This is a genomic window from Serratia sp. SM04 (genome assembly GCF_040280225.1).
Lineage (GTDB): Bacteria > Pseudomonadota > Gammaproteobacteria > Enterobacterales > Enterobacteriaceae > Serratia > Serratia sarumanii.
The window spans coordinates 1,062,238-1,074,772 of sequence record NZ_JBEOQT010000021.1 but is presented as its reverse complement, the minus strand read 5'-3'; the positions used below and the strand labels follow the sequence as shown (position 1 = coordinate 1,074,772).

The following is a 12,535-nucleotide window of genomic DNA, read 5'->3' as shown; positions in this document are numbered from 1 at the left end:
ATTAAATCAATTTAAATCAACGAATTAGGAAAAATCACGCCGCTACTCTCACCGCTTCACCGTCCCGCCGGAAACTAATGGGTACTTCATTCGAGGTATGGGGTTATGCTCAGGGATAATCAAAAATACGGCTGAATCGTTACTTGTTTACCCCGTCGCCGCCTCTCCCCCTGAGTTTCAGCGGCGCCAAATGCCAGGAACCCACGCTTATGAAACGCCTGTTGGCCCCGCTTTCGATCGTGAATCAGGTCGCCCTGCTGATGTTGCTGTCGGGCATTCTGGGCGTGGCCGGCATGGGGATTTCCGCCTGGATGTCGCAAAGCATTCAGGGCAATGCGCACGCCATCAACAAGGCCGGCTCACTGCGTATGCAAAGCTACCGTCTGCTGGCGCAGGTGCCGCTGGATGAACGGCATGAAGCGTTGATTCACGAACTGGAGCGCGACGAAAACAGCCCCGACCTGCAGCGCTCGGTGGAGCAGGAAGGGTTGACGCAACCTTTCGACGCCTTGCGCGACTACTGGCAACAGACCCTGCAACCACGCCTGCGCAGCGCGCAGCGCCCGGCCGACGCCGCGCCGCAGGTGGCGCACTTCGTGCAGCTGCTGGATAAGCTGGTGTCGGATATCGACAGGCAAACCGAGCGCCGCCTGCTGATGGTGACGCTGGTGCAGGCCGGCTTCATCGCGCTGACCCTGCTGCTGCTGATCGGCACCACCTGCTACCTGCGCCGCCGATTGCTGCATCCGTGGCGACAGCTGGTGGAAATGGCGTTGGCGGTGGGCCGCGGCGATTTTAGCCGCCGCTTCGCGCAGCGCGGCCACCAGGATGAAATGGCGTCGCTCGGCGGCGCGTTGAACACCATGTCCGACGAACTGTCGGCCACCTACAGCGGGCTGGAGCAGCGCGTGGCCGAGAAGACCGCGGACCTGCAGCAAAAGAATCAGGTGCTGAGCTTCCTTTATCGCGCCAGCCGCCTGCTGCACGCCAGCGAGCCGCTGTGCAGCCGCCTGACGCCGCTGCTCAACCAGCTGCAAACCCTGACGCCGCTGCGCGCCATTCAGGTGCGACTGTATGAAAACGACAGCCGGGAACCGCTGCTGCAGCTGAGCGGCAACCAGCCGCTGCGGCCGGAGCATTGCCATAACCCGGTGTGCAGCGCCTGCCTGAACGACAGCGACCGCCAGCATCCCGACAATCCGTCGCTGAGCTGGAGCCTGAGCGACAAGCTCGGCGACTACGGCGTGATCGTGGCGCAGCATGCGCCGCAACAGCCGCTGAACGATGAGCACCGCCAGCTGATCAACACCTTGGTGGAGCAGCTGACCAGCGTGCTGGCCATCGAGCGTCAGGTCGACCATCAGCAGCAGCTGATGCTGATGGAAGAACGGGCGGCGATCGCCCGCGAGCTGCACGACTCCATCGCCCAATCGCTTTCCTGCCTGAAAATGCAAATCGCCTGCCTGCAGATGCAGGGCGAAACGCTCTCTTCCGCCAGCCAGGCGCTGGTGCAGCAGATGCGCGAAGAGCTGAACGGCGCCTATCGCCAGCTGCGCGAGCTGCTGACCACCTTCCGCCTGCAATTGACCGAACCGGGCCTGCTGGCGGCGCTGCAATCGACGGTGGCGGAGTTCAATCCCAAACTGGGCCTGACCATCAGCCTCGATTACCAACTGGGGCCACGCACGGTGCCGGCTTACCAGGCCATTCACCTGCTGCAGATCGCCCGCGAGGCGCTCAGCAACATCCTTAAGCATGCCGCCGCCAGCGAGGTGAGCATTCAGGTCATCAACAAGCGGGGCGAAGTGACCCTGAGCGTATGCGACAACGGACGCGGCCTGCCGGCCGAGACGTCTCGCCCCGACCATTACGGCTTGATCATCATGCGCGATCGCGCCAAGAGCCTGCATGGCCGCTGCGATATTTTACCGCGCAGCGGCGGCGGCACCGAGGTGCGGGTCAGCTTCACGCCGGATAACCACGCCATCGACTAACGGAGACACCATGACGACAGAAACCGCCGCCACAATCTTACTGATAGACGACCACCCGATGCTGCGCAACGGCGTAAAACAGCTGATTGGCATGGACGCCCGCCTGCAGGTCATCGCCGAAGCCAGTAACGGTGAACAAGGGGTCACGCTGGCGGAGCAGCACGATCCGGATCTGATCCTGCTCGACCTGAACATGCCCGGCATCAACGGGCTGGAAACGCTGGATCGCCTGCGACAGACCGACCTCTCGGGGCGCGTCGTGGTGTTCAGCGTGTCCAACCATGAAGACGACGTCGTCAGCGCGCTCAAACGCGGCGCCGACGGCTATCTGTTGAAAGATATGGAGCCGGAGGATCTGCTGAAGGCGCTGCATCAGGCGGCGGCCGGGCAGATGGTGCTGAGCGAAACGCTGACGCCGATCCTCGCCGCCAGCCTGCGGGAAAACCGCCCCAGCGCCGATCGCGATATTCAGCAATTGACGCCGCGCGAGCGGGATATCCTGAAGCTGATCGCCCAGGGGCTGCCGAACAAGCTGATCGCCCGCCGCCTGACCATCACCGAGAGCACCGTCAAGGTGCACGTCAAACACCTGCTGAAAAAGATGAAGCTAAAATCCCGCGTCGAGGCCGCGGTGTGGGTGCTGCAGGGTAAAAACGGTTAATCGCCGCCGTACAGCGGCCCGGTTTGCGCCGGGATCGGCGGCGGCGTCAGGGTTTTGATCGGCAGCAGGCTCGCATCATCACCGGCGGTCGCCGTCAGCGGCGGCGCCACTTTCAGCTCTATCCAGTTGGAGGTCACGCGCTGCTGCTTTTCGTCCTCCAGCGTGACCGACAGCCGGTAGCTGTTGGCGGCGCCCGGCGCGTCGTCCCACGGCGGCACGATCGCCGTCCAGCCCTGCGGATCGTTGGCGTTATGCGGCGGCGTCAGGCTCAGCGCCTGCGTATCCCCCTGCCAACTGACGTGAGCGATGCCGTTCAACGCCTTGATTTCCAGCACCAGCGGCACGGTTTCCCCTGCCTGCAGGCTCCACGGCGGCGTGGCCAGGAACACCTGCAGCGTTTTGCGCTGGCGGAATTCCAGCACCGGCACGTTCTTGCGTTCGATGGGATCGTAGCGGCTGCCGCGCAGCGACTTGGCCTGCGCCACATACTCCGGCGAAATCTGCTTCGCCAGCGGCACCCCGAGCCGATAACTCAGCGCCAGTTCGACCTGATCCTGGCTCTGCCCGCCCGCGCCAATCTTATGCAGCGCCTTCATCGTCACCAGCGGTACCGGCGTGTAATTGAGCCCCAGCTGCATCGCGCGCGGATCGTTTTGTTTTTTGCCGCTGCCAAACAGATCGACATTATCGCCCAGATACTGCTCATAGCTGAGCGAACCGCCGATCTGGCGATAAAACGGCAGATAGCCTTGCGTCGTGATGTCGTAACCGCGCGCCGGACGGCTGAAAAACACGCCATCGCCGGGCTGTTGCGCCAGCGCCGACAGCGGGTAGTAATAGTTGGTGGAGAAACGCAGGTAGTCTCCCCAGGCTTCCGCGCCGACGCTGCCGCGATTGCGCTGCCGGGCGAAATCGCTGTCGAGCGCCGTGTTGTAACCCAGCAGCCAGTCGCCGACGATCCAGCGCTGCCCCAGCGCAAAATTGCCGAGCGCCCCGGCGCTTTGCTGCAGCCAGCCGATCTGGCTGTAGGTCAGCAATCCGTCGACGTCGTACAGCGGGCTGAATAACTGCCCGTTGCTGCCGGTAAAGTCCCCCTCACCGGTCATCTTCAGCGATAGCCGGGCGGTGCCCAGCGGTGACAACAGCTCCTGCGCCTGTTGCTGCAGCGTGTCGGCCGCCTGGCCGAGCAGGTAATCCTCGGCGCGGCTGCGCATCTGCTGACGGGAAACGTTATTCAGATCTTTTTCGCCAAACTGCTTGGCCATCTCGGCCCACTGCTTCTCGCGCGCGGCATCGTCGGGCGCACCGCCCAGCTCCGGCAAACTCTCGGCCGGATCCGCGGCTTGCCGTTCGGAAGAAATAACGGCGTCCGGCGCCGGCGGGGATTCGGCGCACACGGGCGCCGCGCCGGCCAGCCACACCAGCGGCCCGGCCAGCCAGGCCGCCCGGCGGCGGCGCCAGAGTCGTTTTTTGATTTTGATGAGTCCTGCCTGAATTTCGTCTTTCATGACACCGTTGGCCTCCCTCCCTCCTGGAGCATGCCAACCCACTGCTTTGCTGCCGCCTTTCCCGCGGCAGATCTGAAAAACCTTACGTCCCGGCCTGTCGGGGCGCCTCTCCCTTAAAGCCTAACGGCTTGACGAGCAGAAACAATAGGATAAACCCCAATCACCTCTCAGTGACGCCGTCACTTACGCCATTGGCCGCTCCATTCCGGCCGCCAGGTGAATTCACACCCTTTTAGCGCCGATTTTGCCGATAAAAAGCGCAGCAACCCACTACTGCGCGCCACCGCGCATGGCATTGTATCACTCTGCAATACCTAAAGTGGCAATGCGCACGACTGCGCATTTCTCACAATCCACCGCATTTCACTCCGATGAAATACGCATTTTGCCGTTATTTTAAACATCTGTTTCACGACTGACGGAGCCTTGATGTTTCTTTTCTCACTGTGGCACGCACTGTTTTTTACCGCGCTGCTGTCGGCAGGAATGGTCGCCTTCGCGCTCATCACCCGGCTGGAGCGAACGGCGGCCGTGCGCGCCAGCCCGCCGAGATTGCGCCGCCGCAGCCTGCTGCTGACGGCCTTGGGTGTGGCGTTGGCGACGCTGCCTTTCGACCCGCCGGCAGCACACCGGCTGTGGTTACCGCCGGCCGCGGCGCTGCTGATCGCCCTGGCCTGGCTGGACTGGCGCCACCGCTGGCTGCCGGACCGGCTGACCCAGCCGCTGCTGTGGGGCGGGCTGTTGTGCAATCTCGACGCTCGCTGGGCGCCGCTGGACGATGCGGTTATCGGCGCCGCCGCCGGCTACGGGGCGTTGTGGCTGCTCAACGCGCTTTATCGACAGCTGCGGCGGCGTAACGGCATCGGCCAAGGCGACTTCAAACTGCTGGCGGCGCTGGGCGCCTGGCTCGGTTGGACGATGCTGCCGCTGCTGGTCTGCCTGGCGGCAATGTTCGGATTAGGCATGGCCTTGGCGCGCGGCCTGCGCAACCGTCGCGCCTGGCGAACGCCGCAACCTTTCGGCATCGCCTTGGCGGCCGCCGGCTGGCTGTTGCTCTTGATGAACGCCGGCCAGAACGCGCCGGCGTTGTTCGGTGAGTTCTTCAGCGTCTCGATCAGCCGATTGAGCAATCCGGCCACTTCTGCCGTGCTGGCCGTTGCCAGATTGGCCAGTGGCTGGAAACCATAAAAACTGTTCCGGCGTCACAACCTCACCGGCGGCGAGCAAGGTTGCCGCGCGCTCCACTGAAGCGTTTCCGTTATTGTCCATAATATCTCCTGAGGTGATGTGTCCGCCTCATTGCGGACAACCGCGGTGAAAGACGTAAACAACGCCGCCTTTCAGCGCCAATTTATCAGCGCCATGTGAGCACGTTATGAAATTTCATTTTATTTCATCCTGACAAAACCTCTCACGATTCCAGGTTGCAGCAGCAAGCGATTTCACGCACGGGCGACCTTTGGTGCGACAGAAAGCTCGGCCAGGCGCGCTGCTTTGGCGCTACTTGTTGACCCGATCCAGATACAGCATGCTGTTGGCGATATCCAACCGGGCACCTTTGACGTTGTCGCGCAATGCCACCAGCGTTTGCCCCTGCAGCGCCACTACATAGGGCGAGCTGGCCTGCAGTTCCCGTTGCAGCGCGGCATAACGTGCGCGGCGCGCGGCGCTGTTGCCCTCTGCGGCCGCGGCACGCGTTTCCGCGCTGATGGCGGGAATGCCCCACTGGGTGCGCCAGGCCAGGGTTTTCGGCCCACCGGGCACGTTGTAGGCAAAGGCGCTGGCGTTGGTGTTCGGATCCAGGTAGTCGGCGCCCCAGTAGGTGAAGATCGCCTGAAAATCGCGGCCGCGCATTTTGCCCCACAGGTCGCTCTCCACCACCGGATGGATATCCAGCCGCAGCCCGGCCTGCGCAAAGCTGGCCTGCAGCGCCTGCGCGATGTCAGTGTACGGCGGCTGATTGATGACGATAAGATCGAGGCGCGTACCTTCGGCAATACCGGCATCGCGCAGGATCTGTTTGGCTTTACCCACGTCGAGCGTAAACGGCCGATCGTCGAGCGCCCCGTCCAATCCCTGCGGCAAGAAGGCCTGATGCACGCGATATTGCCCTTTCAGCAGTTGCTCGGCGATGCTTTGATAATCCACCAGCCAGCGCGCCGCCCGCCACAGCGCCGGATTGCCCAGCGCCGGGTTGTCTTTGCTGCCGGTGTTGAAACCCAAGTAATAGACCCGGGGCGCATCGGCCTGCTCGATGCGCACGCCAGACGCGTTGCGCAGCGAGTCGAACTGGTCGGCGCCCAGATCGTAGGCCACGTCGGCATCTCCTTTCAGCAACAGCAAACGGCGGGTGCCGGCGTCGCTGACGTTCTTGAACAACACCGTTTTCAGCCGGGCCGGCGACGGCGCATAGTCGTTGCGGCCAAACAGCAGCGCTTCGTGCGGCACATAGTTGTTCACCCGATACGGGCCGCCGCCGGCGGAATGGCCGCGCAGCCAGGCATTGCCGTAATCCCCCTGCTGCGCGTGCTCGTTCAGCAGCTTTTCATCCACGATCGAGGCCACATTCGCCGTCAGCAGCCGCAACGCCAACTCGCTGCCGATGTTGGCGGGCCAACTGAGTTGCACCTGGTTATCCCCCACCTTCTTCAGCTGCTGCTCAACGTTATCCGGCGTCCAGCCAAACTCACCGAGAATAAACGACGGCGCCTTGTTCAGCTTCACCGCGCGAACCAGCGAGAAAATCACGTCTTCGGGCCGCAGGGGATTGCCGGAAGCGAAGCGCTGCTGCGGTTTCAGGGTAAAGATCAGGCTGTGGCCATCGGCGCCCGCTTGCCAACTGGCGGCGGCGTCCGGCGCCAGCGTTTGCGGCGCACCGCGATCCGGCGCCACCAGGCGCTGATAGAGGTTGACCAGATTGGCCGAGCTGACGGTTTCAAAACTCTCCGCCGGATCGAGGCTGATAATGCCCTCCAGCGAACTGACCACCACCAAGGTGTCCTGCGGGGTGGCGGCCTGCGCACCTAACGCGGCCGCCAGCGCGCCATACAATAAGGTTGGGATTAACCGTTTCATCGATACACTCTCCACTATCACGCGGTTGCGCTGTTTTTCGAGTGTAGGGGGTAAGAATTAACGGAAGAACGACGATAAATTGCTTTATTTATTACCAGGATGGATATGCCCGCCGCGTTGGCGGGCATAGGGTCAAACGATGATGCGGCCGTGCGCCATCGCCACCGAACGATCGCACATGTGGTCAATCACGTCCGCATCGTGGCTGACCAGCACCATCGTCAGATCGCCCGCCTGTTTCAGCTCGTTGAGCAGGTTGAGGATCTCCGCCTGCACCGACATGTCCAACGCCGAGGTCGGCTCATCCAGCAACAGCAGCTTCGGCCGCAGCAACAATGCGCGCACGATCGCCACACGCTGACGCTGGCCGCCCGACAGCTGATGCGGGTAGCGCTCCAGCAGGCGCGGATCCAACCCCACCTGGCGAAAGCCCGCGCTGATTTTACGTTCAATGTCGCTTTCCTGCAGCAGTTTGAGCGGCTCCGACAGCGTACGCAAAAGCCGGTGCTTGGGGTGTAGCGAAGCATAGGGATCCTGAAACACCATCTGCACCTCGCGCCGCAGTTCGCCGGTAAACGCCTGGCCCGGCTGCAGGCGCCGCCCCAGCAACTCAAAGCCGCCCTGCCAGCTGCCATTCAGCCCGGCCAGCACCCACAGCAACGAGGACTTGCCGCAGCCGGAAGGCCCCACCAGCCCGAAACACTCGCCCGGCTCGATGCACAGGTTAACCTCATGCACCACGGTGCGCAGTTCGTAGCCTTGGCGGTGACTGACGCTCAGGTTCTCCAGTGCAATCACGCTCATTTCAACGTCTCCAACAGCGCGCGATCCAGCACCGGCAGCGGTTTGCCGCGCGTCTCGCGGCTCGGCCGACACGCCCACAGCGTGCGAGTATAAGGATGCGTGGCCTCCGCCAGCTCTGCTGCCGGCAGCTGATCCAACAGCTCGCCTTTGTACATCACCAGCACCCGCTCGCAGTGGTGCGCCACCTGCTGCAAATCGTGGCTGATCAGGATCAGCCCCATATTGCGTTGCGCCACCAGGTTTTCTATTAGCTGCAGCACCTGATCGCGCATCTGGTGATCCAGCGCCGAAGTCGGTTCGTCGGCAATCAACAGCTGTGGATCGTTGATCAACGCAATGGCCAGCATCACCCGCTGCCCCATGCCGCCAGAGAGCTGATGCGGATAGCGGCGGCACAGCGCAGCCGGATCGGGCAAGCCCACCGCCGCCAGCATTTCCAGCACTTTTTCACGCCGCTCGGCGCGGCTCAGCTTCGCATGCAGCACCAGCGGCTCCTCCACCTGACGGCCGATCGGCTGATTGGGATTCAGTGCATGCTTGGGATCTTGCATCACCATCGCCACCCGGTCGCCGCGCAGCCTGCTCCACTGGCGCTCGCTCAGGCGCGTCAAGTCTTCATCGCCCAGCGTCAGGCGCTGCGCCTGCAGCTGCAACGGCGGCGGCAATAGCCCCATCAGCGCACGCGCGGTCAACGATTTGCCGGAGCCGGACTCACCGACCAGCGCCAGCCGCTCCCGCCCCATGCTGAACGAAATATGCTTCACCAACGTCACCGGCTGTGGCCCCGGCACGCCGATCGCCAACCGCTCGACGGTCAATAAGGTGTTATCAGTGTCCATGACGAGGATCCATTTTGTCGCGCAGGCCATCGCCCAGCAGGTTAAACGCCAGGCTGGCGAACAGGATCGCCCCGCCCGGCGCGGCGGCGACCCACCATTGGTCGAAAATCACTTTACTGCCTTCGGCCACCATCGAGCCCCATTCGGCGGTCGGCGGCGCGACGCCCATGCCGAGGAACCCCAGACCGGCGGCGGACAGGATGATGCCGCCCAGGCTGAGCGCTGCGCGCACCACCGCGCTCGGCAGGCATAAAGGCAAAATATGGCCGACCATCAGCCGCAGCCCGTTGATGCCCTGCATGCGCGCCGCCGCCAGGTAATCGCTGCGGCGCAGCGCCAGGGTTTCGGCCCGCGCCTGGCGGGCAAAGGCCGGCCAGCTGGTCAATGCCAGCGCCAGCGCGCCGTTCATCAGCCCCGGCCCCATGACCGCCACGAACGCCAGCGCGATCACCAAGCTCGGCAGCGACAGAAAAATGTCGGTCAGGCGCATCAAAATGCGCTCTACCCAGCCGCCGAGATAACCGGCGCCAATGCCGACCAGCAGGCCGATGGGAATGGTCAACACCAGAATCAGCGACACCAGAATCAGCGTCGGCCGCGCGCCGTAAATCACGCGGGAGAGCAAGTCGCGGCCAAAGCCGTCGGTGCCCAGCCAATGTGCGGCGGAAGGCGGCAGTAACCGCAGCTCGATATGCTGCAGATTGGGATCGAAAGGCGCCAGCCACGGGGCCAGCAGCGCGGTGACGATCAGAATCGCCACCAGCGCCGTGCCCAGCGTCAGCGTGGTCAGGCGCCGGCCACGGCGGTAACCGACGGCCGGCTCGCTTTGCGGTTCGTGTTCAGAGAGATATTGGCTCATCGGGTTCGCGGATCCACTAAATAGGTCAAGGCGTCGGCCAGCGCATTCAACAGCACGAAACAGGTGCCGATCAGCAGCGTGGCACCGAGGATCGCCGGCGTATCGGCGGCAAACAGCGCCGAGGTCAGGTAACGCCCGACGCCGGGCCAGGCGAACACCGTTTCGGTCAATACCGCCCCCTCCAGCAGGCTGGCGTAAGAGAGAGACAGTACGGTGATCAGCGTGCCCAGCACGTTGGGAAACACATGGCGCAGCAGAATGCGCAGGCGCCCGGCCCCCTTGGAACGCGCCAGCGTCACGTATTCCTTGTTGCACTCTTCCAGCATCGCCGCCCGCAGCAACCGAGTAATGCCCGCCATCGACAACAGCGCCAACGCCACTACCGGCAACCACAGGTGGCCGATGGCGTTGTAGAACATGTCGCGATCGCCGGACAGCCAGCTGTCGATCAACACGAAACCGCTACGCGGCTCCATGCTGTACAGGTAGATGTCGTCCAGCCGCCCCGGCCCCGCCGACCAGTGCAGCGTGGCGTAGAACAGCAGCAGCCCGAGCAGGCTCAGCCAGAAAATCGGCACCGAATAACCGATCAGCGAAAGCAAACGCGCCGCGTTATCCAGCCAGCTGCCCGGTTTGAGCACCGCCAGAAACGCCAGCGTAATGCCGCCGAGGGCGCCGAGGATAATGGCGCAGGTGGCCAGCTCCACCGTCGCCGGGAAGGTACGCAGCAAATCGCTCAACACCGGCTGGGCGGTGATGCGCGAAATACCCAAATCGCCGTGCGCCAGGTGCACCAGATAACGCCAAAACTGCACCGGCAACGGCTGATCCAACCCCAACTCATGCCGCACCTGTGCGTAGGTGGCTTCGCTGGCATGATCGCCCGCCACCTGCAGCGCCGGATCGATCGGCGCCAGGTGCGACAGCATGAAGGTGAACAGCAGCAGGCCAAGCAACGTCAACGCCAGCGACAGCGCGCCGCCGAGCAGCCGCCCGCCCCAGCGCCAATACCGCCGGGCCGCCCCGGTGGAGGCGGACAGTTCAGCGGCCATTACTTGCTGACCTTGCTGTAGAACACCATGTCAGGGTTGATGCCCTGCACATAGCCCTTGAGGTTGTCACGCACCGCAATCAGGCTGCGCGCCTGCAGGCCGATGACGAACGGCGAGCTTTGCTGCACCTGTTTTTGCAGTTGCTGGTAGTCGGCCACCCGTTTGGCGGTGTCGTTTTCCGCGGTGGCGGCCAGCGTCAGCTTGCTCAGCGCCGGGATCTGCCAGTTGGCGCGCCAGGCCAGCGTCTTGCTGCCGTCTTCCGGGTTGTAGGCGAAGGCTGCGGCGTTGGTGTTAGGGTCGAAATAATCCGGCCCCCAGGAAGTCAGCGTCGCATCGTAGTTAAGCGTTTTCACCTTGGTGGAGACCTGCGAGCTGATGCCCGGCACCAGTTCCACCTTCACGCCGCCCTGGGCAAAACTGGCCTGCAGCGCCTGGGCGATATCCAGGTACGGCGGCTGGTTGTTGACGTCCAGACGGAAACTGACGTTGCTGAGCCCCGCTTTGGCCAGTATTTCTTTGGCTTTCTGTGGATTGAAGCTGTACGGCTGATCCTTGAGCGCACCCAGATAACCGTCCGGCAGGAATGCCTGATGGCTCTGGAACTGCCCTTTCAGCAGATCGTCGGCGATGCCTTGGTAATCGAACAGCCAGCGCGCCGCCTCCCAGAACGCCGGATTGCCGAGCGCCGGCGACGCCTTGGCGTTGAACTGCAGGAAATAAAGTGAGGCGTAAGGAATGGCCAACGGTTTGACGCCCGGCTTGCCCTTCAGAGCCGCCATCTGGTCTGCCCCCAGGTTGCGCGCGATATCGGCATCGCCCTGCTCGATCAGCAAACGGCGCGCGGCCGGATCGGGCACGTTTTTGATCAGGATAGTTTTCAGCGTCGGCGCCCCTTCCGGCGAGCCTGGGTTGGCGTCCAGCACCACCACCTCGTGCGGCACATAGGTGCGGATTTTGTAAGGGCCGCTGCCGGCGGAGTGGCTGTTCAACCATTGGTGCCCCAGATCGTCGCCCTGCTGGTGCGCCAGCGCCTCTTTGGCGTCGACGATCGACGATACCGGCGCCGACAGCAGGCTGAGCACGAAGGCCGGGCTGACGTTTTCACTCCAGCTGATTTTTACCTGGTGGTCATCCACCTTGCTCAGGTGTTGCTCCACGTTCTTCGCGTTCCAACCCAGCTGCGTCAGGATAAACGACGGCTCCAGATTGAGTTTTACCACCCGTGAAAGCGAGAAGATCACGTCTTCCGGCCGCAGCGGATTGCCGCTGGCGAACCTGGCGTCCGGGCGCAGGCTGAAAGTCAGGCTGCGATTGTCGGCTCCGGCCTGCCAGCTGCTGGCCAGGGTTGGCTTGAGATCGATAGGGTTGTGCGGATCGGACTGGATCAGACGCTGATACAGGCTGTTGAACGACTGCACCGTGGTTAACTCAAATCCCTGGGCCGGGTCAAAGCTGACCACGTCATCGATAGACTGCGCGATCACCAGCGTGTTGGCCGGCGTCGCCGCCTGCGCGTTAACGCTGGCCGCCACGGCTAAAAACAGCAAAGAAGGAACGAGCGCTTTCATCTGAAACTCTCCAAGCGGATGGAATTTATAATAATTTCGCGAGTGTATGCGAGCACGATCGGCAGCTGAAGGTACTTAAATCACTATAGATATTCTTTTTATGTATATAGATGGGGTTTTGATTATTAGGGAGAGTATTGCACGCCAGATCGCACGCTCACGGCAGCTGGCCGCA

10 protein-coding genes are annotated in these 12,535 nt (G+C 62.9%); 3 read left to right on the top strand and 7 right to left on the bottom strand.

What is annotated here, in order from left to right; translation table 11 throughout:
- Nucleotides 1-209 precede the first annotated feature (209 nt).
- Together narX and narL are read left to right on the top strand one after the other, a co-directional pair.
- Entirely contained in the window at nt 210-1,994 is a 1,785-nt protein-coding gene (gene narX / locus ABTW55_RS19555) for a nitrate/nitrite two-component system sensor histidine kinase NarX (protein WP_060421467.1), read from the top strand.
- Between the two features lie 10 nt (nt 1,995-2,004).
- Nucleotides 2,005-2,655 (top strand): two-component system response regulator NarL, encoded by a 651-nt coding sequence (narL, locus tag ABTW55_RS19550; protein ID WP_016927346.1) that lies wholly within the window; start codon nt 2,005-2,007, stop codon nt 2,653-2,655.
- Here narL and ABTW55_RS19545 read toward each other — a convergent pair.
- Complete coding sequence (locus ABTW55_RS19545) at nt 2,652-4,163, bottom strand: YchO/YchP family invasin (protein WP_033653663.1); 1,512 nt, start codon at nt 4,161-4,163, stop codon at nt 2,652-2,654. The genes narL and ABTW55_RS19545 overlap by 4 nt on opposite strands.
- A gap of 429 nt (nt 4,164-4,592) precedes the next feature.
- On the opposite strand from ABTW55_RS19545, the gene ABTW55_RS19540 reads away from it, so the two are divergent.
- A complete protein-coding gene (locus ABTW55_RS19540; RefSeq protein ID WP_230199929.1) occupies nt 4,593-5,351 on the top strand; it encodes an A24 family peptidase in 759 nt (252 codons plus the stop codon).
- A gap of 312 nt (nt 5,352-5,663) precedes the next feature.
- On the opposite strand, the gene ABTW55_RS19535 is transcribed toward ABTW55_RS19540, so the two are convergent.
- From ABTW55_RS19535 to ABTW55_RS19510, 6 genes are all read right to left on the bottom strand, one after another.
- Nucleotides 5,664-7,238 carry an ABC transporter substrate-binding protein gene (locus tag ABTW55_RS19535; protein ID WP_060421470.1) on the bottom strand — a complete coding sequence of 525 codons (1,575 nt, stop codon included), beginning with the start codon at nt 7,236-7,238 and terminating at the stop codon, nt 5,664-5,666.
- 132 nt (nt 7,239-7,370) lie between these two features.
- Nucleotides 7,371-8,042: an ABC transporter ATP-binding protein gene (locus tag ABTW55_RS19530; RefSeq protein WP_060421473.1), complete on the bottom strand. Its 672-nt coding sequence runs from the start codon at nt 8,040-8,042 to the stop codon at nt 7,371-7,373.
- A complete protein-coding gene (locus ABTW55_RS19525; RefSeq protein WP_060421477.1) occupies nt 8,039-8,881 on the bottom strand; it encodes an ABC transporter ATP-binding protein in 843 nt (280 codons plus the stop codon). Before ABTW55_RS19525 ends, ABTW55_RS19530 begins: the two co-directional genes overlap by 4 nt.
- Nucleotides 8,871-9,740, bottom strand: coding sequence for an ABC transporter permease (locus ABTW55_RS19520; protein WP_043147604.1), 870 nt, complete (start codon nt 9,738-9,740; stop codon nt 8,871-8,873). The genes ABTW55_RS19525 and ABTW55_RS19520 overlap by 11 nt, the downstream gene beginning before the upstream one ends.
- Nucleotides 9,737-10,792: an ABC transporter permease gene (locus ABTW55_RS19515; protein ID WP_060421480.1), complete on the bottom strand. Its 1,056-nt coding sequence runs from the start codon at nt 10,790-10,792 to the stop codon at nt 9,737-9,739. Before ABTW55_RS19515 ends, ABTW55_RS19520 begins: the two co-directional genes overlap by 4 nt.
- Nucleotides 10,792-12,360 (bottom strand): ABC transporter substrate-binding protein, encoded by a 1,569-nt coding sequence (locus tag ABTW55_RS19510; RefSeq protein ID WP_033647743.1) that lies wholly within the window; start codon nt 12,358-12,360, stop codon nt 10,792-10,794. The genes ABTW55_RS19515 and ABTW55_RS19510 overlap by 1 nt, the downstream gene beginning before the upstream one ends.
- Nucleotides 12,361-12,535: the final 175 nt, after the last annotated feature.